Source organism: Streptomyces sp. SS7 (genome assembly GCF_037993025.1).
Taxonomy (GTDB): domain Bacteria; phylum Actinomycetota; class Actinomycetes; order Streptomycetales; family Streptomycetaceae; genus Streptomyces.
In genome coordinates this window covers 7,408,178-7,433,788 of the sequence record NZ_CP141223.1, presented here as the reverse complement: position 1 = coordinate 7,433,788, position 25,611 = coordinate 7,408,178, and the positions used below count along the sequence as shown (strand labels likewise).

At 70.7% G+C, this 25,611-nt stretch carries 20 protein-coding genes; 4 read left to right on the top strand and 16 right to left on the bottom strand.

Translation table 11 applies throughout. The features are described from left to right. Positions 1–93: 93 nt before the first annotated feature. The 11 genes from pgi to uvrC all read right to left on the bottom strand — a co-directional run bounded on the left by pgi (position 94) and on the right by uvrC (position 14,620). Positions 94–1,755 (bottom strand): glucose-6-phosphate isomerase, encoded by a 1,662-nt coding sequence (pgi, locus tag U5640_RS34095; RefSeq protein ID WP_340381353.1) that lies wholly within the window; start codon positions 1,753–1,755, stop codon positions 94–96. A 282-nt stretch (positions 1,756–2,037) separates the two neighbouring features. Then, positions 2,038–2,373, bottom strand: coding sequence for an RNA polymerase-binding protein RbpA (locus tag U5640_RS34090; protein WP_003957010.1), 336 nt, complete (start codon positions 2,371–2,373; stop codon positions 2,038–2,040). A 211-nt stretch (positions 2,374–2,584) separates the two neighbouring features. After that, entirely contained in the window at positions 2,585–2,815 is a 231-nt protein-coding gene (secG, locus tag U5640_RS34085) for a preprotein translocase subunit SecG (protein ID WP_067245543.1), read from the bottom strand. Between the two features lie 113 nt (positions 2,816–2,928). Continuing rightward, entirely contained in the window at positions 2,929–3,705 is a 777-nt protein-coding gene (tpiA, locus tag U5640_RS34080) for a triose-phosphate isomerase (RefSeq protein WP_340381073.1), read from the bottom strand. A gap of 6 nt (positions 3,706–3,711) precedes the next feature. After that, on the bottom strand, positions 3,712–4,923 hold the full coding sequence (locus U5640_RS34075; RefSeq protein WP_340381071.1) for a phosphoglycerate kinase: 1,212 nt from the start codon (positions 4,921–4,923) through the stop codon (positions 3,712–3,714). Between the two features lie 133 nt (positions 4,924–5,056). After that, a complete protein-coding gene (gene gap, locus U5640_RS34070) occupies positions 5,057–6,067 on the bottom strand; it encodes a type I glyceraldehyde-3-phosphate dehydrogenase (RefSeq protein ID WP_055634811.1) in 1,011 nt (336 codons plus the stop codon). A 228-nt stretch (positions 6,068–6,295) separates the two neighbouring features. Then, positions 6,296–9,250, bottom strand: a complete 2,955-nt coding sequence (locus tag U5640_RS34065) for a M14 family zinc carboxypeptidase (RefSeq protein WP_340381069.1) — start codon at positions 9,248–9,250, stop codon at positions 6,296–6,298. Positions 9,251–9,415: 165 nt separating this feature from the next. After that, positions 9,416–10,405 (bottom strand): DNA-binding protein WhiA, encoded by a 990-nt coding sequence (whiA, locus tag U5640_RS34060; protein WP_055634810.1) that lies wholly within the window; start codon positions 10,403–10,405, stop codon positions 9,416–9,418. Next, on the bottom strand, positions 10,396–11,463 hold the full coding sequence (gene yvcK, locus U5640_RS34055) for a uridine diphosphate-N-acetylglucosamine-binding protein YvcK (RefSeq protein WP_340381065.1): 1,068 nt from the start codon (positions 11,461–11,463) through the stop codon (positions 10,396–10,398). The genes whiA and yvcK overlap by 10 nt, the downstream gene beginning before the upstream one ends. Continuing rightward, positions 11,460–12,461, bottom strand: a complete 1,002-nt coding sequence (rapZ, locus tag U5640_RS34050) for an RNase adapter RapZ (RefSeq protein WP_340381063.1) — start codon at positions 12,459–12,461, stop codon at positions 11,460–11,462. Before rapZ ends, yvcK begins: the two co-directional genes overlap by 4 nt. Next, the gene (gene uvrC / locus U5640_RS34045; RefSeq protein ID WP_340381061.1) at positions 12,458–14,620 is read right to left on the bottom strand and encodes an excinuclease ABC subunit UvrC; all 2,163 of its coding nucleotides are present in this window, start codon (positions 14,618–14,620) and stop codon (positions 12,458–12,460) included. The genes rapZ and uvrC overlap by 4 nt, the downstream gene beginning before the upstream one ends. Positions 14,621–15,015: 395 nt before the next feature. On the opposite strand from uvrC, the gene U5640_RS34040 reads away from it, so the two are divergent. Both U5640_RS34040 and U5640_RS34035 read left to right on the top strand, forming a co-directional pair. Continuing rightward, entirely contained in the window at positions 15,016–15,987 is a 972-nt protein-coding gene (locus tag U5640_RS34040) for a hypothetical protein (protein ID WP_340381059.1), read from the top strand. Positions 15,988–16,117: 130 nt separating this feature from the next. Beyond that, complete coding sequence (locus U5640_RS34035) at positions 16,118–17,044, top strand: carbohydrate kinase (protein ID WP_340381057.1); 927 nt, start codon at positions 16,118–16,120, stop codon at positions 17,042–17,044. Between the two features lie 92 nt (positions 17,045–17,136). On the opposite strand, the gene uvrA is transcribed toward U5640_RS34035, so the two are convergent. Next, complete coding sequence (gene uvrA, locus U5640_RS34030; protein WP_340381055.1) at positions 17,137–20,136, bottom strand: excinuclease ABC subunit UvrA; 3,000 nt, start codon at positions 20,134–20,136, stop codon at positions 17,137–17,139. A 227-nt stretch (positions 20,137–20,363) separates the two neighbouring features. On the opposite strand from uvrA, the gene U5640_RS34025 reads away from it, so the two are divergent. Then, positions 20,364–21,050, top strand: a complete 687-nt coding sequence (locus tag U5640_RS34025; RefSeq protein WP_340381053.1) for a maleylpyruvate isomerase family mycothiol-dependent enzyme — start codon at positions 20,364–20,366, stop codon at positions 21,048–21,050. A 10-nt stretch (positions 21,051–21,060) separates the two neighbouring features. Next, complete coding sequence (locus U5640_RS34020) at positions 21,061–21,714, top strand: MBL fold metallo-hydrolase (RefSeq protein WP_340381051.1); 654 nt, start codon at positions 21,061–21,063, stop codon at positions 21,712–21,714. Positions 21,715–22,418: 704 nt separating this feature from the next. Here the strand turns inward: U5640_RS34020 and U5640_RS34015 are convergent. Genes U5640_RS34015 through U5640_RS34000 form a run of 4 tightly spaced genes read right to left on the bottom strand, consistent with a single transcriptional unit; the run spans position 22,419 to position 25,598 of the window. Further along, positions 22,419–23,312 (bottom strand): SAM-dependent methyltransferase, encoded by an 894-nt coding sequence (locus U5640_RS34015; RefSeq protein WP_340381049.1) that lies wholly within the window; start codon positions 23,310–23,312, stop codon positions 22,419–22,421. Further along, positions 23,312–23,935: an isochorismatase family cysteine hydrolase gene (locus tag U5640_RS34010; RefSeq protein WP_340381047.1), complete on the bottom strand. Its 624-nt coding sequence runs from the start codon at positions 23,933–23,935 to the stop codon at positions 23,312–23,314. The genes U5640_RS34015 and U5640_RS34010 overlap by 1 nt, the downstream gene beginning before the upstream one ends. Then, on the bottom strand, positions 23,932–25,065 hold the full coding sequence (locus U5640_RS34005) for an isocitrate/isopropylmalate family dehydrogenase (RefSeq protein ID WP_340381045.1): 1,134 nt from the start codon (positions 25,063–25,065) through the stop codon (positions 23,932–23,934). Before U5640_RS34005 ends, U5640_RS34010 begins: the two co-directional genes overlap by 4 nt. Then, on the bottom strand, positions 25,062–25,598 hold the full coding sequence (locus U5640_RS34000) for an EF-hand domain-containing protein (protein ID WP_340381043.1): 537 nt from the start codon (positions 25,596–25,598) through the stop codon (positions 25,062–25,064). Before U5640_RS34000 ends, U5640_RS34005 begins: the two co-directional genes overlap by 4 nt. Positions 25,599–25,611 lie beyond the last annotated feature (13 nt).

Genomic DNA, 25,611 nt, shown 5'->3' with positions numbered 1-25,611 from the left:
CGTACGGTCAACCGCCGTACGGGTTCTGTGCGTTACGGGTCTGCGGCACCGTGGTCGGCGCCGCCCGGGCGGCCGGGTGAGACCGGGGGACCGTCAGGCGGACGCCGCGGCGCGCAGCTCGCGGTACCTGGCCACCAGCGCCCGGCTGGAGGGGTCGAGGCCGGGGACGTCGGTGCCGTCGGTGAGGGCGGGTTCGACGCGTTGGGCGAGGACCTTACCGAGTTCGACGCCCCACTGGTCGAAGGAGTCGATGTTCCACACGGCGCCCTGGACGAACACCTTGTGCTCGTAGAGGGCGACGAGCTGGCCGAGGACGGACGGGGTCAGTTCGGTGGCGAGGACCGTGGTCGTGGGGTGGTTGCCGCGGAACGTCTTGTGGGCCACGAGTTCTTCCGGCACGCCCTCCGCCCGTACCTCCTCGGGTGTCCTGCCGAAGGCCAGTGCCTGGGTCTGGGCGAAGAAGTTCGCCATGAGCAGGTCGTGCTGGGCCCTGAGGGCGGGAGCGAGTTCGTCGACGGGGCGGGCGAAGCCGATGAAGTCCGCGGGGATCAGCCGGGTGCCCTGGTGGATCAGCTGGTAGTAGGCGTGCTGGCCGTTGGTGCCGGGGGTGCCCCAGACGACAGGGCCGGTCTGCCAGTGGACCGGCCGTCCGGCGCGGTCGACGGACTTGCCGTTGGACTCCATGTCGAGCTGCTGGAGGTAGGCGGCGAACTTCGACAGGTAGTGGCTGTAGGGCAGGACGGCGTGGGACTGGGCGTCGTGGAAGTTGCCGTACCAGATGCCCAGCAGGCCCAGCAGGAGCGGGGCGTTGGCCTCGGCGGGGGCGGTGCGGAAGTGCTCGTCGACGAGGCGGAAGCCGTCGAGCATCTCGCGGAAGCGGTCCGGGCCGATGGCGATCATCAGGGAGAGGCCGATGGCGGAGTCGTAGGAGTAGCGGCCGCCGACCCAGTCCCAGAACTCGAACATGTTGGCCGTGTCGATGCCGAAGTCCGCGACCTTCGCGGCGTTCGTCGACAGGGCGACGAAGTGCCGGGCGACCGCCTTCTCGTCGCCGCCGAGGCCGTCGAGGAGCCAGCCGCGGGCCGAGGTGGCGTTGGTGATCGTCTCGATCGTGGTGAACGTCTTGGACGCGATGACGAACAGTGTCTCGGCCGGGTCCAGGTCACGGACGGCCTCGTGCAGGTCGGCGCCGTCGACGTTCGACACGAAACGGACCGTGAGGCCGCGGTCGGTGTAGGCCCGCAGCGCCTCGAACGCCATCGCCGGGCCCAGATCCGATCCGCCGATGCCGATGTTGACGACGTTGCGGATGCGCCGGCCGGTGTGGCCGGTCCACGCCCCGGAGCGGACCCGGTCGGCGAAGTCGCCCATCCTTGCGAGCACGGCGTGCACCTGGGGCACGACGTTCTCCCCGTCGACCTCGATCACCGCGTCGGCCGGGGCGCGCAGCGCGGTGTGCAGGACCGCACGGTCCTCGGTGGTGTTGATCCTCTCGCCGCGGAACATGGCGTCCCGCAGCCCGAACACGTCCGCCGCCACGGCCAGCTCCCGGAGCAGCCGCAGCGTCTCGTCGGTGACGAGGTGCTTGGAGTAGTCCAGGTGCAGGTCGCCGACCTGCACGGTGTATCGGCTGCCGCGCTCGGGGTCGGCGGCGAACAGCTCGCGCAGCTGTACCTCGCCGAGCTCCTCCCGGTGCTTGGCCAGAGCCGTCCACTCGGGCGTCTGGTTGAGCCTCGTACGGCCGTCTGCGTTCATGTCGGACTTCAGCCCTTCCTTGCCTGTCCGTGCTGCTGTGCACGTCTTGCCCCGCCGGTTCCAACCTAGTTGATCAGCGCGTCGCGCGAGCGGACGCGGAACCGTCCCGCGGGGCAACAACAGGTACGTCCGCACGGGCGCCGGGTATCAACGCGGGACGGCTCGACCGGGGAGCGCGCGGGCCGGGGAGGGCAGCGGCAGGCTCGTGGCGGCGTACGAGGAAGGTCCGCCGGGCAATGGGGCCGGCCGGGCGCCTGTCGGGCACCCGGCCGGTGTCAAGTCCTAGATCTCGCCCCGGAGTTTGGCGAGCGCCTCGGCGAGGATCGCCTCGCCGTCCGCGTCGCTGCGCCGCTCCCGCACATAGGCGAGGTGCGTCTTGTAGGGCTCGGTGCGCGGCGGGTCCGGGGGGTTGTCCCGGTCCTGTCCGGCAGGGAAGCCGCAGCGCGGGCAGTCCCAGGTGTCGGGGACCTGCGCGTCGCTGGCGAAGCTGGGCTGCGTCTCGTGCCCGTTGGAGCACCAGAAGGAGATGCGCAGACGGGGCGCGGACTCGCCCCGCTCGGCCTCGCCCATCGGCCCCGCCCCGACCCGGCTTCCTCGGATCGCGTTGCCACTTGCCACGGTCGTAACTCCCTGCGTGATGGTGCCGCAAAGCGAGTCGGCGTTTTCGCTTCGCTGCGAGCGCCTCAGTCTACGTAAGGCCCAACGCGCGTCCAGTGTTTGGAGTTACAGCTCCCGCACCTAGACGCAAGCCCCATGATAGGCCGCGCTCAGCTGCGCGTACCGAACATGGGGCCTTACGTACGGATTGTGCGTGCCTGTGAGAGGCTGATCAGCTGTTCGTCTTCATCAGCATGCCCAGCACGATGATGCACGCGAACCAGAGCACACCGATCACGACGGTGATGCGGTCCAGGTTGCGCTCGGCGACCGAGGAGCCGCCGACGGAGGACTGCATGCCGCCGCCGAACATGTCGGAGAGGCCGCCGCCCTTCCCCTTGTGCATCAGCACCAGCAGCATCAGCAGCAGGCTGAAGACGATCAGGGCGATCGAGAACCCCAAAACCACGGCTGGACCAACTTCCTCGGATTCGGATGATGACGGGGGCACGGCACCGGGGCCATGCCCCCGCAAGGGTACGACGGATCGCCGCTACCGCCTACTCACAGGTCGGCTCACTGGTCGCGGAAGCGCACGATCTTGACGAACTCGTCGGCGTCCAGCGAGGCGCCGCCGACCAGCGCGCCGTCGATGTCGGCCTGCGCCATGATCTCGGCGACGTTGCCGGCCTTGACGGAGCCGCCGTACTGGATGCGGACCTTGTCGGCCAGTTCCTGGTCGTACAGCTCGGCGATCTTGCCGCGGATGGCGGCGCAGACCTCCTGGGCGTCCCCTGCGCCGCAGACCTTGCCGGTGCCGATGGCCCAGACGGGCTCGTAGGCGATCACGACGGTCTCGGCCTGCTCGGCCGGGATGTCCTTCAGGCCGCCCTCGACCTGGGCGAGGGTGTGGGAGACGTGGTTGCCCGCCTCGCGGACCTCCAGCTCCTCGCCGACGCACAGGATCGGGGTGAGGCCGTGCCTGAAGGCGGCCTTGGCCTTGGCGTTGACCTGCTCGTCGCTCTCGCCGTGGTACTGGCGGCGCTCGGAGTGGCCGACCGCCACGTAGGTGCACTTCAGCTTGGCGAGCATGGGGCCGGAGATCTCGCCGGTGTAGGCGCCGGACTCATGGGCCGAGATGTCCTGGGCGCCGTACTTGATGGCGAGCTTGTCGCCCTCGACCAGGGTCTGCACGGAGCGCAGGTCGGTGAAGGGCGGCAGGACGGCGACCTCGACGGCCTCGTAGTCCTTGTCGGACAGGGCGAAGGCGAGCTTCTGGGTGTGGGCGATGGCCTCGAGGTGGTTGAGGTTCATCTTCCAGTTGCCCGCCATCAGCGGCGTACGGGTGCTCATGTGCGGTCAGTCCTCCAGTGCGGCGAGGCCGGGGAGCGTCTTGCCCTCGAGGTATTCGAGGGAGGCGCCGCCGCCGGTCGAGATGTGGCCGAATGCGTTCTCGTCGAAGCCCAGGAGGCGGACGGCGGCGGCGGAGTCGCCACCGCCGACGACCGTGAAGGCCGGGGAGTCGAGGAGGGCCTGGGCGACCGCCTTGGTGCCCTCGGCGAAATCGGGGTGCTCGAAGACGCCCATGGGGCCGTTCCAGAAGACGGTGGCGGCGTCGGCGATCTTCGAGGCGTACAGCTTGCGGGACTCCGGACCGATGTCCAGGCCCATGCGGTCGGCGGGGATGCCGTCCGCGGTGACGGTGGTGGCGTCGGCCGGAGCCTTGGCCGCCAGGTCCGGGAACGCGGGGGCGACCACCACGTCGACGGGGAGGACCAGCTCGACGCCGGTCTTCTCCGCACGCTCGAGGTACTCCCGGACGGCCGGGAGCTGGTCCTCCTGGAGCAGGGACGTGCCGATCTCGTGGCCCTTGGCCTTGAGGAAGGTGTACGCCATGCCGCCGCCGATGAGCAGCCGGTCGGCCTTGCCGAGGAGCTCGTCGATGACGGCGAGCTTGTCGGAGACCTTGGCGCCGCCGAGGGCGACGACGTAGGGGCGCCGGACGTCCTCGGTGAGCTTCTTCAGGACGCCGACCTCGGTGGCGATGAGGTGCCCGGCGTAGTGCGGCAGCCGGGCCGGGAGGTCGTAGACGGAGGCGTGCTTGCGGTGCACGGCGCCGAAGCCGTCGCCGACGTAGACGTCCGCGAGCCGGGCGAGCTCGTCGGCGAAGGCACCGCGCTCGACGTCGTCCTTGGAGGTCTCGCCCGCGTTGAAGCGGAGGTTCTCGACGACGGCGACCTGTCCGTCGGCGAGACCGGCGACGGTCGTCCGGGCGGAGTCGCCGACGGTGTCGGTCGCGAAGGCCACGGCGGAGCCGAGGAGTTCGCCGAGCCGGGCGGCCGCGGGGGCCAGCGAGAACGCCGGGTCCGGGGCGCCCTTGGGGCGGCCCAGGTGGGAGGCGACGACGACCCTGGCGCCCGCCTCGGCGAGGGCCTTGACCGTCGGCAGGACGGCGCGGATACGGCCGTCGTCGGTGATGGTGGTGCCGTCCAGCGGCACGTTGAGGTCGGCGCGGACGAAGACCCGCCGGCCGGCCACTCCTTCGGCGAGGAGTTCGTCGATCGTCTTCATGAAAAGGGCTCCCGAGGGCTGTTGATGCTCCGTGATCGTAGACAGGGCGGTTCTGCACGTGCCGCAGGGCCCGCGCGGCGCGTCCCTGCGCCGCCCGGGCCCTGCGTTCACACCGTGGTGCCTGATCCGACGATCAGAGCTGGCCGCCGACGAAGACCGTCAGGTCGACGAGGCGGTTGGAGTAGCCCCACTCGTTGTCGTACCAGCCGAGGATCTTCACCGTGTTGCCCTCCTGCACCATGGTCAGGGAGGAGTCGAAGGTGCAGGAGGCGGGGTCGCTGACGATGTCCGAGGAGACGATCTCGTCCTCGGTGTAGGCCAGGTAGCCCTTGAGGTCGCCGTCCTCGGAGGCCTTCTTGAACGCGGCGTTGACCTCGTCCTTGGTGACCTCGCGCTGGAGGGTGACCACGAGGTCGGTGGCCGAGCCGGTCGGGACCGGGACGCGCATGGCGATGCCGTCCAGCTTGCCCTTGAGCTGCGGGAGGACCAGGGCGGTGGCCTTCGCGGCACCCGTCGTGGTCGGGATGATGTTCTCGGCGGCGGCGCGGGCGCGACGCAGGTCCGAGTGCGGGAAGTCCAGGATGCGCTGGTCGTTGGTGTACGCGTGGACCGTCGTCATCAGACCCTTGACGATGCCGAAGTTCTCGTCGAGGACCTTGGCCATCGGCGCCACACAGTTGGTGGTGCAGGAGGCGTTGGAGATGACGTGGTGGTTCGCCGGGTCGTACTTGTCCTGGTTGACGCCCATGACGATGGTGATGTCCTCGTCCTTGGCCGGAGCCGAGATGAGGACCTTCTTCGCGCCGCCGGCGAGGTGCTTGGCGGCGTCGGCCTTCTTGGTGAAGATGCCGGTCGACTCGATGACGATGTCGACGCCGAGCTCGCCCCACGGGATGTCGGCGGGGTTGCGCTCGGAGAGCACCTTGATGGTGTGACCGTCGACGGTGATCGTGTCGGCGGTGTGCGACACCTCGGCCTTCAGACGGCCCAGGATGGTGTCGTACTTGAGCAGGTGAGCGGTGGTCGCGGTGTCACCCAGGTCGTTGACAGCCACGATCTCGATGTCAGCACCCTGCTCCAGCAGCGCGCGGAAGTAGTTACGACCGATGCGGCCAAAGCCGTTGATGCCTACGCGGATCGTCACGAACCGATCTCCTCGTTGGTACGCCGGCCATGCGGTGCCGGCGAGCTGTATTTGGGATGTCCCCGACCGCCTACGACCCTACCTCTCCGAGGCCCCGTCGGTGACATCGACTCCGCCCATACACGGCAGGACGGCCCGTACCCGCCAGTAGGGGTACGGACCGCCCAGACCTGAGGCGTTTTGTGCCCTTATTTCGTCACGGTGTGTTCACCACTGCCGAGCGGACTGTCACCGATCAAGTGATGCGAGGGCCTTTCCGATGAGCGCTTTACGGTCCGTCGCGGAGGTCAGGTGCTCCAGGCCGAAGCCGAGCAGCACGGTGTCGTCGGTGGTGACCGCGCCGTACGTCCGGAACAGCGTTCCGGTGCGGGTCCAGTCCTTCAGGACGGCGGGGCTGCCCGCGGGCGGACCCGCGGCCCGCCAGGCGCCGAGCGAGGTCTCGAAGCCCTCGGTCTCGGTGGCCGTGCCGTCGACCACGAGCGAGGCGTCGTCGGCGAGGACGCCGTGACCGCCGCTGCCCGGGTCGGTGACATAGCTGATCGAGATCTCGATGTTCTTGCCCGCGTAGGCGCTCAGGTCGAAGGAGACCTGCTGCCAGCCGTTGGAGGTGCCGGTGAGGGCGTTCCAGGAGCCGGTGGTGCCGGTCGCGGTGCAGTCGTTGTTCCCGAGGGTCAGGTAGTGCTTGAGCCACGGGTGGTCGGCGACGTAGAAGCCGGCGCCGCACTCGGCCGGGACCGCGGTGCCGGTGGCGCCGCCCTTCTCGGGGAGCGTGGTCCAGTCGTCGGCGCCGACGGTGTGGACCTCGACGATCGCGTTGTCGTAGCCGGGCTCGGTGTCCCACAGCAGCCGGGTGCGCAGGGTGGGCTGCTTCGCCGCGGTGACACCGCTGAGGTCGACGGTGCGGGTGAGGCGCTTGTAGGCGTCGTCGGTGTGCACCGCGGCGGCCATGTACGAGCCCGCGTACGGCCCGTACGGGTTGACCGTCCCGGAGAACTGCCCGGCGCCGGCGCTGGCGAACTGCGGGTACGCGGCGGCCGGCAGCTCGTCGGAGGTGACGCCGTAGGTGCCCGCCCTGTCCAGCGGGTTGCCGGGGGCGGCACCGAGGGTCCCGCCGCCGCCCGCGAGCGCGCCGGAGCCGGTGAAGCCGGTGGCCCCGGGGGTCGACGTACGGGAGTAGGCGCCCAGGTAGTACTGGCTGAAGTCGTCGGAGGGGGTGCCGTCGCCGAGGTCGACGGTGCCGCCGGCCAGCTCGCCCGCCTCGATCAGCTTGCCGCCCTCGTTGAGGAAGGCGCGCAGTTCGAGCTGGGTCGGGTTGCCGGGGGCGCTCGCGCCCGTGTAGTGGACGACGGTCCTGAAGTGGCTCAGCACACCGAGCGCGTCGGGCACGCCCTGGGTGGCGACGTCCCAGACGAGCGCCTTGCGGCCGTTGGCCTTCAGCGCGTCGACGTAGGTCTGCGCCTGTGCGGCGGGCGCGCCCTCCTCGGCGACGACCAGGGTGTCGGCCTGCGGCCGTGCGGCGACCGTGTAGGTGAAGTGGGTGCTGGAGACCTTCTTCTTGCCCTGGGTCTCCCCGCTGAACCACACCTCGACCTTGTCGCCCGGCTTGCCCCCGCGCACCTTGGCCCGGTACTCGTCGAAGTACAGGTTGTCGTCCCCGCCGTAGGTCTCGCCGCCCTTCCAGGCCTTGAGCGCCCGGTCCTGCGTACGGCCGCCGTTGACGCGGTACCTGAGCTTCTTGTCGTGCAGCGCCTTGCGTACGACGACGGAGACCTGCTGGTCCGCGCCGCGCGCGTACGAGGTGGTGAACGACGCCGGGGTGAAGTCGGCGGCGCTCAGGCCGACCGAGGACTTCGGCTGGTCGGGGCGCGCGGCGGACTCGGCGACGGAGAGCGCGAACGGGATGTTCTTGGTGAACTCCTGCTGGATCAGCTTCTCGTCGTCGGGGAAGTTGAAGACCGACTGGCAGTCGGAGGCGTTCCACTGGTCGTTCGGGTCGAGGTTCGACGCGGTCTGGCAGGTCGACATCTCCGGGGTGAACATCGCCGTGCCGTTGACGTTCGCCGCGTGGCCGTCCGCCTCGCCGTTGGTGGTGTACAGCTCCGAGGACACCTGCGGGTGGTAGCCCGGGATCGCGGAGTTGTCGGGGGTGCCGGCGAGCGTCTTGTAGAGGACGTCGTCCGGGGTGTCGGTGGCGACCTGCCAGCCGACGCCGTAGAGCAGCAGCTCGGCGGCGGAGTGGTAGTTGATGCCGTACGTGAACCCGATGCGCTTCTCGAAGGCGTCGAGCGCCTTCGTCTCGGGCTCGGAGCCGGCACTCGCGCCGCGGTAGGTCTGACTGGTCGGGTTGGGGGACGAACCCTCGTCGTCGTAGCCCCACTTGTAGGGGAAGTTGCGGTTGAGGTCGACGCCGTCACCGGCGGAGATCACGCCGTCGCCGTTGACGTCCCGGAGGTTCTTGCGCCACAGGCGGTTGTCGGTGCTCCTGAAGGTGTAGTCGTAGCCGTCGGGGTTGGCCGACAGGACGAACCACAGCTCGGTGGAGTCGACGAGCTTCCTGACGCGTCGGTCGGTCCGGTAGTTGTCCAGGTAGTAGTGCATCAGCCGGCGGGTCATCTCCGGCGTGATCCACTCACGGGCGTGCTGGTTGGACATGTACAGCACCGAGGGCCTGGAGCCGTCCTTGGCCTTCTTCGCGTCCTTGGTCAGTTTGAGCGCGAGGATGTCCTGGCCGTTGATGGTCTTGCCGATGGAGACGACCTTGGTCAGGCCCGGGTTCTGCTGCCCGGTGCGGAGGATCTCCTCCTTCAGGCCGCCGCTGCCGCTGTAGGGGCGGAACACTCCGTCGGAGGCCGCCTCCACGCGCCGCTCTGCTTTGGCCGAAAGTGTGTGCTCGGTGAGCGCGACACCCTGCTTCTGGAGCTTGGCCGCCTGCTTCTCGGTGAGGTAGACCTCGACGGTGGCGGTGCCCTTCTCGGGCGCCTGCTCACTGAGTTCGTGGCCGTCCTGGCCGGCCGCCAGCAGCAGGGGTACCTGCTTCTTGGTGACCTCGGCCCGGAACACCTTGACCTCGTCGGGGTCGGGCTTCGCGGCGGACGCGGGCTGCGCCTGGGCGATGGGCGCGAGTGCCGCTCCGCCGAACAGGAGTGCGCCGACAGCGAGGATGGATCTCGCTCTACGTCTCATGAACCCCCCTTGCGTAGGTTCGCCACAGCAGCGAACTCTGCCAGGCTCATGACAGTTCATGATCCAGTCAAGGGCGCCTCAAGGACAGCAAAACGCCGGTGACATCACCCCATTGGGTCACATCACCGGCGTCCGGCGAACGCGACAACGCGTCCTGAGCCTCCGTCAGCCCACGAGGTTGTCGGCCAGCTCCTCACTGAGGTTGGCCTCCGTGCCCGGAATGCCGAGGTCGGAGGCGCGCTTGTCGGCCATCGCCAGCAGACGGCGGATCCGGCCGGCGACCGCGTCCTTGGTCAGCGGCGGGTCGGCGAGCGCGCCCAGCTCCTCCAGCGAGGCCTGCTTGTGCTCCATCCGCAGCCGGCCGGCCGCCGCGAGATGCTCGGGCACCTCGTCGGCGAGGATCTCCAGGGCGCGCTGCACCCGGGCCCCGGCGGCCACGGCCGCGCGGGCGGAACGGCGCAGGTTCGCGTCGTCGAAGTTGGCCAGCCGGTTCGCCGTGGCCCGCACCTCACGGCGCATCCGGCGCTCCTCCCAGGCCAGCACCGACTCGTGCGCGCCGAGCCGGGTCAGCAGCGCGCCGATCGCGTCGCCGTCCCGCACGACCACCCGGTCCACGCCCCGCACCTCGCGCGCCTTCGCCGCGATCGACAGCCGGCGGGCGGCGCCGACCAGCGCGAGCGCGGCCTCGGGACCCGGGCAGGTCACCTCCAGGGAGGAGGAGCGGCCGGGCTCGGTCAGCGAGCCGTGCGCCAGGAACGCCCCGCGCCAGGCCGCCTCGGCGTCACAGGTCGCCCCGGAGACCACCTGCGGCGGAAGCCCGCGGATCGGCCGCCCGCGCCCGTCGACCAGGCCGGTCTGGCGGGCCAGCTGGTCCCCGCCGGCGACCACGCGCACGACATAGCGCGAGCCGCGGCGCAGTCCGCCCGGGGCCATCACGATCAGTTCCGAGCTGTGGCCGAAGATCTCCAGGATGTCCCGCTTGAGCCGGCGGGCAGCCATCGCCGTGTCCAGCTCCGCCTCGATCACGATGCGGCCGCTCACCAGGTGCAGGCCTCCGGCGAACCGCAGCACGGCGGAGACCTCCGCCTTTCTGCAGCAGGTACGGGTGACGGGGAGCCGGGAGATCTCGTCCTTCACCGCTGCCGTCATCGCCATGGGCCGATCCTTCCATGCATCCGAAAAATACGGTCGTACGCGGCGGCGAGGAGCTCCGGGTCGTGCCGGGGCGTTCCGTCGGTCCGGGCCACCTTCGCCAGCTCGACAGCGGCCCCGAACCGGGTGGCGGCGTCGGTCAGGGAGTCGCGGTCGGGCACGGCGGCCTCGTCGGCCAGCACCACGTCCAGGGCGAGTTTAGGGGCGTGTCGTCCCAAAACCTCCAAATGACGCTGCGGGGAGAAGCCGTCGGTTTCTCCGGGCTGCGGCGCGAGGTTCAGCGAGAGTACCCGGCGGGCCTTCGTCTCGATGAGGGCATCCAGCAGTTCGGGCACGAGGAGGTGCGGGATGACCGAGGAGAACCACGAGCCCGGGCCGAGGACCACCCAGTCCGCGTCCAGCACCGCCGCCACCGCCTCGGGCACGGCCGGCGGGTCGTGCGGCACGAGGTGCACGGACTGCACGTCGCCGGGCGTGAGGGCCACGGTCGCCTGTCCGCGCACCGTGTCGACGTCCTCCGGGCGGCGCGGATCGTGCCCCTTGACCAGGGCCTGGAGCTCCAGGGGCACGGCGGACATGGGCAGCACCCGGCCGTGCGCGCCCAGCAGCTTGCCGACCAGGTCCAGGGCCTGGACATGATCGCCGAGCTGCTCCCACAGGGCGACGATCAGCAGATTGCCGACCGCGTGGCCGTTGATCTCGCCCTGCGACTGGAAGCGGTGCTGGATGACGCGGGACCAGGTCTGGCCCCAGTCGTCGTCGCCGCACAGCGCGGCCAGCGCCTTGCGCAGATCGCCGGGCGGCAGCACGCCCAGCTCGTCCCTGAGCCGCCCGCTGGAGCCGCCGTCGTCGGCGACGGTGACCACGGCGGTGAGGTCACCGGTGATCCGGCGCAGCGCGGCGAGCGAGGCGGACAGGCCCATCCCACCGCCCAGCGCGACCACCTTGGGCTGGGTGCCACGGCGGCGCGGCCGCGCGCCCCGTGCCTCGACCGGCCGGCTCGCGCGCCCCTCGGGGGGCACCCTGCGCAGTCGGCCCAGCCGCGGAGTACGTCCTGTCATTCCCGTCCCATGTCCCGGTGCACGACCACCGTCTCCACGCCCTCGGCCGCGAGTCGCGCGGCGAGCTTCTCCGACATCGCGACCGAGCGGTGCTTGCCGCCCGTACAGCCGACCGCGATGGTCACATAGCGCTTGCCCTCCCGGCGGTAGCCCGCGGCGATCAGCTGGAGGAGCTCCGCGTACCGGTCGAGGAACTCCTTCGCGCCGGGCTGGTTGAGGACATAGGTGGCGACCTCGTCGTTGAGGCCGGTGTAGGGGCGCAGCTCCGGGACCCAGTGCGGGTTGGGCAGGAAGCGCATGTCCACGACGAGGTCGGCGTCGACCGGGAGGCCGTACTTGAAGCCGAACGACATCACGGTGGCCCGCAGCTCGGGCTCCTCCTCGCCCGCGAACTGGGCGTCCATCTTGGCGCGCAGCTCGTGCACGTTGAGGCTGGAGGTGTCGATCACCAGGTCGGCGTCGCCGCGCAGCTCGCGCAGCAGTTCGCGCTCGGCGGCGATGCCGTCGACGATCCGGCCGTCGCCCTGCAGGGGGTGCGGGCGCCGCACGGACTCGAAGCGGCGCACGAGGGCGTCGTCGGAGGACTCCAGGAAGACGATCCGCCGGGTGACGTTCTTCGACTCCAGGTCGGCGAGGGACTCGCGGAGGTTGTCGAAGAAGCGCCGGCCGCGGACGTCGACGACGACCGCGATCCGCGCCACGTTGCCCTGGGAGCGGGCGCCCAGCTCCACCATGGTGGGGATCAGGGCGGGCGGGAGGTTGTCGACGACGAACCAGCCGAGGTCCTCCAGACACTTGGCTGCCGTCGAGCGGCCCGCCCCGGACATGCCGGAGATGATCACCAGCTCGGGGATGGCCGCCTCGGGGAAACCGGGCGGCGTGCTGTCCGTACTCACCTGTGCTCCGTCTTCGTGACCTGTGTCGTGTTCATGGGGCGCCGCGGTCAGCGCCTGGTCTCGCTCGTCCGTGGGGTGCGCGTCGTGCTCGTGCTCGGTCATGTCTCCTGCCCCCGTCGTTCTTCCGGGGCGCCCGCGGTCACGGGATCTCCGGGGGAACCCGCCGTCGTGCCGGGTTCCTCGTCTTCAATGATCTCTCCGGTCGCCGTGTTCACGGCGGGGGCGGGCGGGCCCGCCTGGGCGAGGGCCGCGGCGATCGTCTCGGCCGTCTTGCGGCCTATGCCCGGGACCTCGCAGATCTGGTCGAGGGTCGCGGCGCGCAGCTTCTTCACCGAGCCGAAGTGCTTGACGAGTGCCTGTTTGCGCGTCTCGCCCAGGCCCGGTACGTCGTCCAGGGGGCCGGAGCGCAGTCGCCTGGCCCGCTTGGCCCGCTGGTAGGTGAGGGCGAAGCGGTGGGCCTCGTCGCGGACGCGCTGGAGGAGGTAGAGGCCCTCGCTGGTGCGGGGCAGGACCACCGGGTCGTCGTCGTGCGGCAGCCAGACCTCCTCCAGGCGCTTGGCGAGGCCGCAGACGGCGATGTCGTCGATGCCGAGCTCGTCGAGGGCGCGGCGGGCGGCAGCGACCTGGGGCCGCCCTCCGTCGACGACGACGAGCTGAGGCGGGTAGGCGAAGCGCCTGGGGCGCCCGTCGTCGTCCTTGAGTCCGACGGCGAGGGGGGCCTCCCTGGCGCCTGCCAGGACGGTGCCGTCGGTGGCGATGCCGTCCGCGGCGGTGCCCCCGGTGTCCTCGGTGGTGGGGTCCGCGCCGGGGCGGTCGCCGTCGGGGAGGGCGCTCTCGGCGTCGGTCCACTCCCCCGTGCGCTCCTTCTCCGCGAGGTAGCGGCGGAAGCGGCGGGTGATCACCTCGTGCATGGAGCGGACGTCGTCCTGCCCCTCGAAGCCCTTGATCTGGAAGCGGCGGTACTCGCTCTTGCGGGCCAGCCCGTCCTCGAAGACGACCATCGACGCCACGACGTCGTCCCCCTGGAGGTGCGAGATGTCGTAGCACTCGATCCGCAGCGGGGCGCTGTCCAGGTCCAGGGCCTCGGCGATCTCCTCCAGGGCACGCGAGCGCGTGGTCAGGTCGGAGGCGCGTCTGGTCTTGTGCAGGACGAGCGCCTGCTGGGCGTTGCGCTCGACGGTCTCCATCAGGGCCCTTTTGTCGCCGCGCTGCGGGATGCGCAGCGAGACGCCCGAGCCGCGGCGGACGGTGAGCCACTCCTGGACGGGTTCGAGCGGGTCGGGCAGGGCGGGGACGAGCACCTCCTTGGGGACGGCGTCGCCGGTCTCCTCGCCGTAGAGCTGCTGGAGGGCGTGTTCGACGAGGGCGCCGGTGGTGATCTCCTCGACCTTGTCGGTGACCCAGCCGCGCTGGCCGCGTACCCGTCCGCCGCGGACGTGGAAGATCTGGACCGCTGCCTCCAGTTCGTCCTCGGCGACCGCGATCAGGTCGGCGTCGGTCGCGTCCGCGAGCACGACCGCGTTCTTCTCCATGGCCTTCTTCAGGGCCTCGATGTCGTCGCGCAGGCGGGCGGCCCGCTCGTACTCCATCTCCTCGGCCGCCTCCGTCATCTGCTTCTCCAGGCGGCGGAGGTGACTGCCGGTGCGGCCGGCCATGAAGTCGCAGAACTCGTCGGCGAGTTCGCCGTGGTCGTCGGCGGAGATCCGGCCGACGCAGGGCGCGGAGCACTTGCCGATGTAGCCGAGCAGACAGGGGCGGCCGGTGCGGGAGGCGTTCTTGAAGACGCCGGCGGAGCAGGTGCGCACGGGGAAGACGCGCAGCAGCAGGTCGACGGTGTCGCGGATCGCCCACGCGTGCGCGTAGGGCCCGAAGTAGCGGACGCCCTTCTTCTTGTGGCCGCGCATGACCTGTACCCGCGGGAACTCCTCGTTCATCGTCACCGCGAGGTAGGGGTAGCTCTTGTCGTCGCGGTACTTCACGTTGAACCGGGGGTCGTACTCCTTGATCCAGGAGTACTCCAGCTGAAGCGCCTCGACCTCCGTGGACACGACCGTCCACTCCACCGACGCGGCGGTGGTGACCATCGTGCGGGTGCGCGGGTGCAGGCCCGCGAGGTCCTGGAAGTAGTTCGCCAGGCGCTGGCGCAGGCTTTTCGCCTTTCCGACGTAGATCACCCGGCGGTGCTCGTCGCGGAACCTGTACACCCCGGGGGAGTCCGGGATCTGTCCCGGCTTGGGGCGGTAGCTGGAGGGGTCGGCCATGTCTCACACCCTACTGGCGCGGGGTGACACTACGACGGCCCTGTGGACAACCGTGAGCCGCTGTCGGCCGCCTGTGGAAAACCCCGGTTTCCGGACAGCCGGTCGAGATCCGCCGGCACGGCGGACCGTCGTCGCCTCCGCCGTGACGGGCCCTGAGCGGCGCCCGCGCACGGCGTCCCCGTCCCCCGGGCGAGGCTCGTCCCTCAGCCAGACGCATGTGCCACTCGGACATCAGGTGTTGTCGGGACTTGGTCAACACGCTTCAATGCGGGAGAACTCGGGGCCCTGAAGGACGCCTTACGGATGTGAAGGAGCCCCCGGCGTCAGCGGGGAAGCCCCGACCCCTCACGCGCGGTCCGACCAGCCGTCGCGAGCTTTCACAGAAAGGCCCCTGCATGCCGCACGCCACACAGCACGCGGACGCCGTCGAGGACGTCGCCGTCGCGGGACTGGACACGGTCCTGCGGGGCGGCCCGTTCCATGTCGCGCTGCGTGCCGCGATCGCCGCCCGCGGACTGCCTCTGCAGCGCGTCCAGCACCATCTGTCGCGCCACGGGGTCAAGGTCGGCGTCACGAGCCTGAGTTACTGGCAGCAGGGGGCCCGGCGTCCCCAGCGTCCGGAGTCGCTGCGGGCGGTCCGCGCGCTGGAGGAGATCCTCCGCCTCCCGGACGAGTCCCTGATCCGGCTGCTGGAGGACTCGGGCGCGCGCACCGGCGCCACGGCCGCCGCCGGGCAGCCCACGGGCCGGTCCTACCGCTCCGTCCTGGAGGCCTCCGGCGTCCTGGAACGCCTGCACGCCGAACTGGAGTACCCACTCGACAGCGGGCTGCACACCCTGGGCCATCACGAGCGCGTCCGCATAGGGGCGCGCCGTGAGCTGCTGGGCCGCGAGTCCCAGCACATCGTGCGCGCCCACCGTGACGGCGTCGACCGCTTCCTCGCCGTCCACCAGGGGGATCCGGGCTGCGCGCCCGAACGGATGACCGTGCACGCCCTGGAGAACTGCCGCACCGGACGGGTCCGCCGCCACCACGACACCGGCGTCCTGGTGGCCGAGCTGCTGTTCGACACCCGGCTGCAGGCTGGTGAGACGTTTCTCTTCCGCTATTCCGTCGAGGACGGCACCGCCGACGTCTGCCGGGAGTACGTCCGGGGTTTCGGCGCGGCGGGCGGCCAGTACGCGCTCCAGATCCGGTTCGCCGAGCAGGCGCTGCCCGTGCGCTGCCACCGCTTCACCCAGCACTCGGCGGCGGCGCCGCGCGGCGGCCGGCAGGAGCTGCCGCTCAGCTTCCGTCACTGTTCGGTCCACCTCGTCGAGCCCCGGGTGCGGTCGGGGATGGTGGGCATCGGCTGGGACTGGGAGTGAGCGGGGGAGGCGTCCGGGGCGTTCCGCGGGGGTGACGACGTCCGGACTCGCCCGTTCCGTCCCGCGTCGGCTCGGGGAGCGGGCAGACTCGGCGGGAGCAGCCCGCAGTGTCCGCGAAAGGAACCGCCCCGTGATCGTCGTCGCCGGTGAGGCCCTCATCGACCTGGTCCCGGCGGGTACGGGTGCCCTCGCGGCGCTGCGGCCGGCGCTCGGCGGCGGGCCGTTCAACACGGCTGTGGCCCTCGGCCGGCTGGGCGCGCCGACCGCCTTCTGCTCCCGGGTGTCCTACGACGCGTTCGGGGAGGCGCTGCTCGGCGGGCTGCGGGAGGCGGGGGTGGACGCCTCCGCCGTGCAGCGGGGCCCGGAGCCGACCACTCTCGCGGTCGCCACGGTCGGCGACGGGGGCTCCGCGGCGTACTCCTTCTACGTCGAAGGCACCGCCGACCGTCTGTTCACCGCCCCGGCCGCCCTCCCCGCGGGGACGCGCGCGGTGTCCTTCGGCACCTGTTCGCTGGTGCTGGAGCCGGGGGCGAGCGCGTACGAGGAGCTGTTGCGGACCGCGGCCGCGCAGGGCGTGTTCACCGTCCTCGATCCGAACATCCGTCCGGGGCTGATCCCCGACGCCGACGCCTACCGGGCCCGTTTCAAGGGCTGGCTGCCCTCGGTGGACCTGCTCAAGCTCTCGGAGGAGGACGCCCGGTGGCTGGGCGGCACTCCGCACGAGTGGCTGTCGGCCGGTCCGTCGGCCGTCGTGATCACGCACGGCGCCGCGGGGCTGAGCGTCGTCACCGGTGACCACGCCGTGTACGCCGTCCCGGGTGAGCCGGTCGACGTCGTGGACACGATCGGGGCCGGGGACACCGTGAACGCGGCGCTGCTGCACGGCCTGTCGGTGCGGGACGCCCTGTCCCCGGCCGGCCTCGCGGGGCTGGGCGCCGAGGGCTGGCAGGAACTGCTGGGGTTCGCCGCCCGCGCGGCGGCGATCACCTGCTCCCGGGCGGGCGCGGAACCGCCGTACGCCGCGGAACTGGGCGCCCCGTGGGCGGTCCGGGGCTGAGGGCAGGGCCCGGTGCGGCACGCGGCGCCCCGCGGGGAGGTTCCCGGGGGCGCCGTGCAGGGGCTTGTGGCGGGTTGAGCCCGCCGTGCGGCTCAGGCCTTGCGGGCCCGGGTCGTCCTCTTCGCGGGAGCGGCCTTCCTGGCCGCCGCGGTGGCCGTCTTCGCCGCCGGGCCGTCGGCGGTCCTTGCCGCGGCCGTCTTCTTGGCCGCCGTTCTGCGCGGGGCCTTCGCCGGCGCCGCGTCGCTGACGCGGTCGGCGCCGAGGATCTCGCGCAGGAACTTGCCGGTGTGGCTCGCCGGGACTCCGGCGACCTCCTCCGGTGTGCCCTCGGCGACGACCAGGCCACCGCCCGCGCCGCCCTCGGGGCCCATGTCGACGACCCAGTCGGCGGTCTTGATCACGTCGAGGTTGTGCTCGATGACGATGACCGTGTTGCCCTTGTCGACGAGACCCGCGAGGACCTTGAGGAGCTTGCTGATGTCCTCGAAGTGCAGGCCCGTGGTCGGCTCGTCCAGGACGTAGACCGTGCGGCCGGTGGAGCGGCGCTGGAGCTCGCTGGCGAGCTTGACACGCTGGGCCTCACCGCCGGAGAGGGTGGTCGCGGACTGTCCGAGCCGGACGTAGCCGAGACCGACGTCCTTCAGGGTGTTGAGGTGGCGGGCGATCGCCGGGACCGCCTCGAAGAAGTCCGCGGCCTCCTCGATCGGCATGTTCAGCACGTCCGCGATGGACTTGCCCTTGTAGTGGACCTCCAGGGTCTCCCGGTTGTACCGGGCGCCGTGGCAGACCTCGCACGGGACGTAGACGTCCGGGAGGAAGTTCATCTCGATCTTGATCGTGCCGTCGCCCGCGCAGTTCTCGCAGCGGCCGCCCTTGACGTTGAAGGAGAAGCGGCCGGGCTGGTAGCCGCGGACCTTCGCCTCGGTGGTCTCGGCGAACAGCTTGCGGACGTGGTCGAAGACACCGGTGTACGTGGCCGGGTTGGAGCGGGGGGTACGGCCGATGGGCGACTGGTCGACGTGCACGACCTTGTCGACGAGGTCGTCGCCGTCCACCCGGGTGTGCCGTCCCGGGACGTTCCTCGCGCCGTTCAGCTCGCGGGCCAGGTGGGTGTACAGGATGTCGTTGACCAGGGTGGACTTGCCGGAGCCGGAGACTCCGGTGACGGCCGTGAACACGCCCAGCGGGAAGGACACGTCGATGTCCTGGAGGTTGTTCTCGCGGGCGCCGTGCACGGTGAGCTGCCGGGAGGGGTCGCGCGGGCGCCGGATGTCCGGCAGCGGGATCGACTTCTTGCCGGCCAGGTACTGACCGGTCTGCGACTCGGCGTTGGCGAGCAGCTCCTTCAGGGAACCGCTGTGCACGACCTTGCCGCCGTGCTCGCCCGCGCCGGGGCCGATGTCGACGACCCAGTCGGCGACCTTGATGGTGTCCTCGTCGTGCTCGACGACGATGAGCGTGTTGCCCATGTCGCGCAGCCGGACCAGGGTCTCGATCAGCCGGTGGTTGTCGCGCTGGTGCAGGCCGATGGAGGGCTCGTCGAGGACGTAGAGCACGCCGACGAGTCCCGAGCCGATCTGGGTGGCCAGGCGGATGCGCTGGGCCTCGCCGCCGGAGAGGGTGCCGGCCGCGCGGTTGAGGGAGAGGTAGTCGAGGCCGACGTCGACCAGGAAGCGCAGTCGTTCGTTGACCTCCTTCAGGACGCGTTCGGCGATCTTCTTGTCACGGGCGTTGAGCTTCAGCTCGCCCAGGAACTCCGCGCAGTCGCTGATGGACATCGCGGAGACCTCGGCGATCGACTTCTCCATGACGGTGACCGCGAGGACGATCGGCTTCAGGCGCGTGCCCTCGCAGGTGGGGCAGGGCACCTCGCGCATATAGCCCTCGAAGCGCTCGCGGCTGGCGTCGCTCTCCGCCTCGCCGTGCCGGCGCTTGACGAACGGGACGGCGCCCTCGAAGGGCGTGGTGTACACGCGCTCGCGGCCGTAGCGGTTGCGGTAGCGGACCTCGATCTGGGTCTTGTGGCCGTACAGCAGGGCCTTCTTGGCGCGCTGCGGCAGCCCCGCGAAGGGGATGTCGGTCCGGAAGCCCAGCGCGTCCGCGAGGGCGCCGGTCAGACGGCCGAAGTAGTCCTTGGTGTGGCCGTGCGACCAGGGGTGGATGGCACCCTCGTCGAGGGACTTGTCCTCGTCCGGGACGATCAGCTCGGGGTCGACCTCCATGCGCGTGCCGATGCCGGTGCACTCGGGGCAGGCGCCGAAGGGCGAGTTGAAGGAGAAGGAGCGGGGCTCCAGCTCCTCGAAGGACAGGTCGTCGTACGGGCAGTAGAGGTGCTCCGAGAACATGCGCTCGCGCTCGGGGTCGTCCTCGGGGAGGTCGACGAAGTCGAGCACGACCATGCCGCCGGAGAGACCGAGGGCGGTCTCCACGGAGTCGGTGAGGCGGCGCTTGGCGGAGTCCTTGACCGTGAGGCGGTCGATGACCACCTCGATGGTGTGCTTCTCCTGCTTCTTCAGCGTGGGCGGGCTGGAGAGCTGGATCGTCTCGCCGTCCACGCGCGCGCGGGAGTAGCCCTTGGTCTGGAGGTCGGCGAAGAGGTCGACGAACTCCCCCTTGCGCTCGCGCACCAGCGGCGAGAGCACCTGGAAGCGGCTGCCCTCGGGCAGCTCCAGGACCCGGTCGACGATGGCCTGCGGCGACTGGCGGGAGATCGGGCGGCCGCACTCGGGACAGTGCGGCTTGCCGATGCGCGCGAAGAGCAGCCGCAGGTAGTCGTAGACCTCGGTGATGGTGCCGACCGTCGAGCGCGGGTTGCGCGAGGTCGACTTCTGGTCGATGGAGACGGCCGGCGAGAGACCTTCGATGAAGTCGACGTCCGGCTTGTCCATCTGGCCGAGGAACTGGCGGGCGTACGAGGAGAGCGACTCCACGTAGCGCCGCTGCCCCTCGGCGAAGATGGTGTCGAAGGCCAGCGAGGACTTGCCCGACCCCGACAGGCCCGTGAAGACGATGAGCGAGTCGCGCGGCAGGTCGAGCGAGACATTCTTGAGGTTGTGCTCGCGCGCGCCACGGACGATGAGACGGTCGGCCACGCCGGTCCGCACCTTTCTTCCTGGAGAGGGGTGACAGGGGCGGGGCCCCCGTCGTTCTCAGACTAGGGGGAGCCACTGACAGCGCCGGTTCGGATGCTTCGGTTCACAACAATCCCCGGTCATCCAGCATGCCCGATGCCGCCACCGACCCTATAGCACGCACATTCGATTTTGGGCCGTGGTCCGCCACCTTCACCCGAAGGAGTGGCGGGGCTAGGGTCAGCGGCATGAATGATCACGCTCATGACCTGGTGGCTGTACGTGAAGCGACCGACCGGCTCCTGACCGCGGTCGGCAAACTGGACGACGCGGCGACGGCCGAGCCCTCGCTGCTGCCCGGCTGGAGCAGGGGGCACGTCCTCGCCCACCTCGCGCGCAACGCGGACGCCCTGGTGAACGTCTTCGAGGGCCGCCCCATGTACGCCGACGCCACCGTCCGCGACGCCGACATCGACCGGGACGCCCCGCGCCCCCTGGAGGTCCAGCTCGCCGACCTGCGGGAGAGCGCGGCCCGCTTCCAGGCGGCCGCGGCCGTGCCCGCCGACTGGTCGCGCACGGTGGAACTGCGCAACGGCGTCACGGACCGGGCGTCCCGGGTGCCCTTCCGACGCTGGGCGGAGGTCGAGCTGCACCACGTCGACCTCGGCATCGGCTACGCGCTGGAGGATCTGCCCCAGGAGTTCACCGAGCGCGAGACCGACTTCCTCGCGGACCGCTTCGCCGGACATCCCGACGTCCCGCCGACCCGGCTGACCGACGGCACGCGCGCGTGGCGCACGGGACGGGAGGCCGACGAGCCGGAGGTGACCGTCACGGGAGCCCCGGCCGACCTCCTGGGCTGGCTCGCCGGACGCCGCGACGGATCCGGCCTGAACGTGTCCGGCGGTCCGCTCCCGGCCCTGCCGCCGCTATAGGCTGGCCGACATGACGTACAGCGGAGAGGTGACGGTCGGCGGTCCGGCGGACGTGCACGAGCTCAAGGACCTGATGATCACCAAGGTCGCCGTCGGCCCGATGAACAACAACGCCTATCTGCTGCGCTGCCGCGCCACGGACGAGCAGTTGCTGATCGACGCGGCGAACGACGCGCAGGCACTGCTCGGGACCATCGGTGACGACGGCATCGCGTCCGTCGTCACCACCCACCGGCACGGCGACCACTGGCAGGCGCTCGCCGAGGTCGTGGCGGCCACGGGCGCGCGCACGTACGCGGGCCGGGAGGACGCCGAGGGCATCCCGGTGCCCACCGACGTCCTGCTCGACGACGGCGACACCGTCCGGGTGGGCAACGTCCAACTCACCGCGCGGCACCTGGTCGGGCACACACCGGGCTCGATCGCGCTCGTCTACGACGACCCGCACGGGCATCCCCACGTCTTCACGGGCGACTGCCTGTTCCCGGGCGGTCCTGGTCGGACAACACAGCCCGCAGAGTTCAACTCCCTGATGGACGGCCTCGAGGCCAAGCTGTTCGACGTCCTGCCCGACGAGACCTGGGTCTACCCCGGCCACGGCAACGACACGACCATCGGCACGGAACGGCCCCACCTCTCGGAGTGGCGCGAGCGAGGCTGGTAGTTCCGTCCGCGGTTGGCGACCCAGCCGCTCACGCCCATCGCCGGCCACAGCAGTGCGCCGACCCCGATCGAGGGGACCAGGCGGTCACAGCGACCGTAGCGACCGAGGACGCGCTCCGCCTTCCGGTTGGACCAGCGACGGTCCTTGTCGTGAGGGAGGAACCGGCCTGTCCCGGCAACCGACACCACGGCATCGAAGAGGTCAGGGAGCGAGTTTCCCGGATGGACCGGCCCGAGGGTCGGCACGTACGGCACGGGCATCACGCGCTCAATCCAGTCCCAGCGGAAGTGCATCCCCGCACGCTACGTCCGGCAAGGCCCTCCAGCCGCGCTAGTGTGCCGCCACCGGTCCCCGCCCGGCAGGCCTACGGTGGTCCTGCTCCGTATACGGGCAGAGGCCGGCCACCCCCAGACACGACGAAGGGCCCGCCGCGGTGATGCGGCGGGCCCCTTCGTGTTGGAGCGGTGCCGTTGGGTCCCGCTGTTGACTTGCCGGATTAATCAACGGGGAACCTGAAAAAGCCAAGTCGAAGCAGACTTTATGAGAGGGCAATGTGGTGGTTCCCTGTCATGTTCTTGTGTTCAGTCCTGCGGGTCGCGTCACTTCCCTGCGGTCAGGATGCCGAGTCGGTAGGCACCTGCTCACTAAGTCCTGGCCGTCGAAACCCCGGCGCTCGATGTGCCCCGCCTTTGCTCCGCGCAGCGCTACCCGAGGGCCGAGGCGAAGACCCAGCGGTTGGCCGCCAAGGCGTCGTTCGGCTCCGGGCGGGGACCACGGCCGTGCACGGCGGTGAAGTCGTACGGGGTGTGGACAGCCACCGTCCAGCCCTGTTGGGCGAGTTCGCCCGCCGAGTCGGGGCGTGGCTCGCTGTCGAACAGAGCGAGCAGGTCGATGCCGATCCGCTGCCTCGCCGCGGTGTAGACCGGGCTGGCTCGCACCTGCGGTGACTCGGCGATGTCCTTGATCTCGTACGCCAGGGAACTGCCCGCCGGGCTCAGCCGGTTGATCGTGGCAATGAGGTGGCGCTCGGCCGCCGCCGGAAGGTAGAGCAGCAGGCCCTCGGCGAGCCATGCGGTGGGTGCTGCGGGGTCGAAGCCCGCGGCCAGCAGTGCCTGGGCCCAGTCGAGCCGGAGGTCGGCCGTGAGGGTCTGGCGCCTGGCCGTAGGAGCGGCCCCGATCCGGTCGAGCACCACCTGTTTGAACCCCAGCATCTCGGCGGTGTCCACCTCGTGGACCACGCAGCCCGGCGGCCAGTCGAGCCGGAACGCCCGGCAGTCCAGGCCCGCCCCCAGCAGCACCACCTGCCGGACGCCCCGGTGCGCCGAGCGGAGCAGGTGGTCGTCCAGGACGCGGGTGCGCAGACCGAAGTACCGGCCGAGCCGGCCCCACAGCGGGTCGGCCTCATCGGCCGCCACCTGTTTCGGGCGGACCGGCCAGCTGGCCGAGGACGGTGCCGCGCGCACGAAGTGCTCCGCGAACGGGTCCCGGGCCAGGGCGTCGGGGCGATGACTTTCGATGGCACGGGCTGCGGCCACCAGGAGGGCGGTGCGGCCCACGCCCTCGGCCACACCGGCGTTCAGCCCCGCGGCAGTACGCACTACTCCTCCTCGGGGCGCAGCATGGGTGCGGTCCATGCCTGCGGGTCGTCCGCGGTGGTGGTTCGGGCGCCGTAGACGGCGCGCATGAACCGCAGCACGGCGTCGTACGGCAGATGCAGCGCGGTGGTGCAGTCCGTCAGGAGGGTCACGTGGAAGCCCTTCTGGAACGCCGAGCGGGCGGTGGAGTCCACGCACACGTCTGCGTACAGCCCGGCGAAGACCAGGTGGCCCACGCCCCGCGCGGCGAGGTGCGCCTCGAAGCCTTCGGCCAGGAAGGCGTCGAAGCAGGCGCGTTTGGTGAAGACCCGCTCGCCCGGGGCCGGGGCGATGGCGTGGAACTCTGCGCCCCATGAGCCCTCCAGGCACTTGGACTGCTTGCCGAGGGTTCGGTCCCGCAGCCGCCAGCCGGCCCCTTGGTGCTCGGGGTCGCCGACGAACCGTACGAAGAGCGCCTCCACGCCGCGCTCGCGGGCCCCGGCCACCGCGCGGACACAGCCGGCGACAGCTGTGTCCAGAACGGTGGGATCATTGCCGAAGCGGGCCAGGGCCGTCGGGCCGGTGCAGAAGTCGTTCTGCAGGTCCACGACGACCAGGGCCGTCCTGTCCGGTTCCCCGCTGGTCATGACCCGCCGAGCAGGGCAGCGTCCTTCGGCGTCCCGTCGGCTTCGGGCACGTCGAGCAAGTCGAGCAGGGCGTCGACCACGGCGGTGGTGGAGTGCCGCCCGCCTATGTCCGGGGTGTGCACGCCCCGCGCGTCCAGAGTTCGCAGAGCCTGCTCGGTGGCGCGTACTGCTCCAGGGCATCCGGCGTGGCGTTCCGCGACGAGCGCGGCCGCGCGGATCGTCGCCACCGGGTTGACCCGGTCCTGCCCGGCGAGGTCGTCGGCGGACCCGTGCACCGTCTGGTACTCGACCAGGCCGGCCAGCCCGGGGTCGAGGCACACGTTCTCGGTGCAGCGGTTCTCCTGCCGGTCGGAGCCGAACCGGTCGAGCAGCATGACGTGCATGATGTCGGCCCACTCGTTCCCGGCAACGATCAGCGTGCGGTCGGGCAGGCCGTGGGTGATCAGGTTACGGTTGACCGTGTCCGGCTGGAACAGATCGATGCGTATGCCGAGCCGGTCCGCGAGTTCGGACACCCAGGCGTCGAGGGCGCCGTCCAGCAGATGGAACTTGTAGGCCATGACGATGCGGTCAAGGTGCCCGTCCGGCCACTCGTGCTGGGCTCGCCGCAGGCCATAGGTGATCACGGCCTCGGTGATCTCCTGGCTGAAAGTCATGGTGCGGGTGACCTCGCCGGGCCTGTGCCGGTTGTCCCCGGTGTAGAAGCCCTGGGCCTGATCCCTTACCAGGAGCAGGGAGCGCCCGGCGTCGGTGAGGAGGTCGACCTTCACGGTGCGAAGCCGCTGCCGGACGAGGTAGAGAGACTGAGCGTTGATAGCGGTGCGGAAGATCGCCTCGGTGCCTTGCCCGGCCCGGGTACGGCAGAACCGCTCGTAGTGGTCCGCGTCCTCGGCGGTCAGCGCCCGAATCCTGGCCACGTCCCGTTCGGCGCGGAGCGAGACGTATGAGTGGTAGAGGCGGGGGGAGCGCTCGATCGCCACGCCGTGCGGGTGCCTTGCGGTCAGCGCGCCGAGCACTTGCTCGAAGACGTCCGCGACCTCAGGCCCGGTACCCCGCCCGACCGCCAGACCGATGACGGGCTTCGCGGTATGTAATTGGGCTCCCGGTCCGGGAACTTGGGTAAGGGTCATCGGGCCGTGCCCACGATGAGGTGGTCGCCGGGGATGCCGGCCTTCTCCGGGCGGTAGTAGTCCCGGATGCCGTCCGCCCAGGTGACCGCAGGGACGCGGTCGCCGTCGACTGGCTCGAAGGCGTCGAACAGGGCGTCGATGTTGAGGCGCTGGAAGCCGATGGCCGTCATCAGGGCGGTGAAGTGGGGACGCTCGACGAACCCGTCGCCGTCCGGATCGCCCATGGCGGCCAGGGCGTCCGCGAACTCGTCGACCGTGGCGTCGAACCGCTGGGGGTCGAGCACGATCGCGGTGAACTCCTCGGGGCTGATCCGACCGTCGCCGTTGGCGTCCAGCTCGCGGACGAGCGTCTCCCCGTAGCGGCGGAAGGCGTCGAGCATCTTACTCTTCGCGTTGTCGCCAGCCTCGGGCACCGCTGCGATGACCCGCTTGCCCATCAGCTCGAAGTCCTCCGACTCCAAAACCCCGTTGCCGTCGGCGTCGAACAGGGAGAAGACGAGCTCGACGCGGTCGTTCGCCTTGGTAGTGGGCATGGTGTGTCACCTC

Bases quoted from the DNA above. Each gene is read 5' to 3' on its own strand.
- tpiA (WP_340381073.1), bottom strand. From the start codon at position 3,705: ATGAGCACCCGTACGCCGCTGATGGCGGGCAACTGGAAGATGAACCTC.
- U5640_RS34075 (WP_340381071.1), bottom strand. From the start codon at position 4,923: ATGAAGACGATCGACGAACTCCTCGCCGAAGGAGTGGCCGGCCGGCGG.
- U5640_RS34065 (WP_340381069.1), bottom strand. From the start codon at position 9,250: ATGAGACGTAGAGCGAGATCCATCCTCGCTGTCGGCGCACTCCTGTTC.
- U5640_RS34010 (WP_340381047.1), bottom strand. From the start codon at position 23,935: ATGACCAGCGGGGAACCGGACAGGACGGCCCTGGTCGTCGTGGACCTG.
- whiA (WP_055634810.1), bottom strand. From the start codon at position 10,405: ATGGCGATGACGGCAGCGGTGAAGGACGAGATCTCCCGGCTCCCCGTC.
- U5640_RS34005 (WP_340381045.1), bottom strand. From the start codon at position 25,065: ATGACCCTTACCCAAGTTCCCGGACCGGGAGCCCAATTACATACCGCG.
- rapZ (WP_340381063.1), bottom strand. From the start codon at position 12,461: ATGACCGAGCACGAGCACGACGCGCACCCCACGGACGAGCGAGACCAG.
- U5640_RS34040 (WP_340381059.1), top strand. From the start codon at position 15,016: ATGCCGCACGCCACACAGCACGCGGACGCCGTCGAGGACGTCGCCGTC.
- U5640_RS34025 (WP_340381053.1), top strand. From the start codon at position 20,364: ATGAATGATCACGCTCATGACCTGGTGGCTGTACGTGAAGCGACCGAC.
- pgi (WP_340381353.1), bottom strand. From the start codon at position 1,755: ATGAACGCAGACGGCCGTACGAGGCTCAACCAGACGCCCGAGTGGACG.
- yvcK (WP_340381065.1), bottom strand. From the start codon at position 11,463: ATGACAGGACGTACTCCGCGGCTGGGCCGACTGCGCAGGGTGCCCCCC.
- U5640_RS34020 (WP_340381051.1), top strand. From the start codon at position 21,061: ATGACGTACAGCGGAGAGGTGACGGTCGGCGGTCCGGCGGACGTGCAC.
- uvrC (WP_340381061.1), bottom strand. From the start codon at position 14,620: ATGGCCGACCCCTCCAGCTACCGCCCCAAGCCGGGACAGATCCCGGAC.
- U5640_RS34000 (WP_340381043.1), bottom strand. From the start codon at position 25,598: ATGCCCACTACCAAGGCGAACGACCGCGTCGAGCTCGTCTTCTCCCTG.